We start from the raw sequence: 580 nt of genomic DNA, 5'->3' as shown, positions 1-580 counted from the left end.
CTCATTGCCATGCTGTTTCCCTACGCCTCCCCCTACATCCTCTCGTTCTGAAAGCACACTGACATGAGAAACATCCTATCCGGCGCCTTGGCGCTGTCCGCGCTTTTCGCCGCCCCCGCCTTTGCCGCCGAACAGGTCGTCCGCCTCGAGGTCGGGGGACTGACCTGTCCCTCGTGCTCGTTCATCGTCGGCAACTCGCTGAAATCCGTGGAGAGCGTGGTGATCGAGGACTTTGTCGAGGGCGAGGACTCGAGCGAGGGGCTCTATACGGTCCGTTTCGACGACGAAATCACCTCCACTGACGCCCTCATCGCTGCGGTCGAGGAGAACGGCTACCCGGCGACGCTTCTGGGAGACCCGCTGGGTGGGGAGGGCTCGTGAAGCAGGGTCTCGATCATCCGGATCAATCGAGAGAGCAGCCGGACAAGGCCCAGGCGAACCGCCTGCTGAAGGGGGGCCTCGGCGGCGCAATATTCGCGGCGATATGCTGCTTCACGCCACTTCTTGTCCTGGCGCTGGCTGGCGCAGGCCTGTCGGCGGTGACGGGGTGGCTCGACTACGCGCTGTTCCCGCTGCTGTT

At 63.8% G+C, this 580-nt stretch carries 2 protein-coding genes; both read left to right on the top strand.

The window, feature by feature from the left end; all coding sequences use genetic code 11:
* Positions 1-63: 63 nt before the first annotated feature.
* Positions 64-381: a periplasmic mercury ion-binding protein gene (locus tag O4G76_RS22205; protein ID WP_269398894.1), complete on the top strand. Its 318-nt coding sequence runs from the start codon at positions 64-66 to the stop codon at positions 379-381.
* Positions 378-580 (top strand): mercury resistance system transport protein MerF (gene merF, locus O4G76_RS22200; protein ID WP_269398893.1); only part of this gene is annotated, 203 nt, incomplete at its 3' end. The genes O4G76_RS22205 and merF, both read left to right, overlap by 4 nt.

This window comes from Limimaricola sp. G21655-S1 (genome assembly GCF_027213785.1).
Classification (GTDB): Bacteria; Pseudomonadota; Alphaproteobacteria; order Rhodobacterales; family Rhodobacteraceae; genus Limimaricola.
Note: the sequence above shows the minus strand (reverse complement) of the source record. Positions and strands in the feature narration are given on the sequence as shown.

Coding starts and splice junctions, on each gene's coding strand:
- O4G76_RS22205 (WP_269398894.1), top strand. CDS start 64: ATGAGAAACATCCTATCCGGCGCCTTGGCGCTGTCCGCGCTTTTCGCC.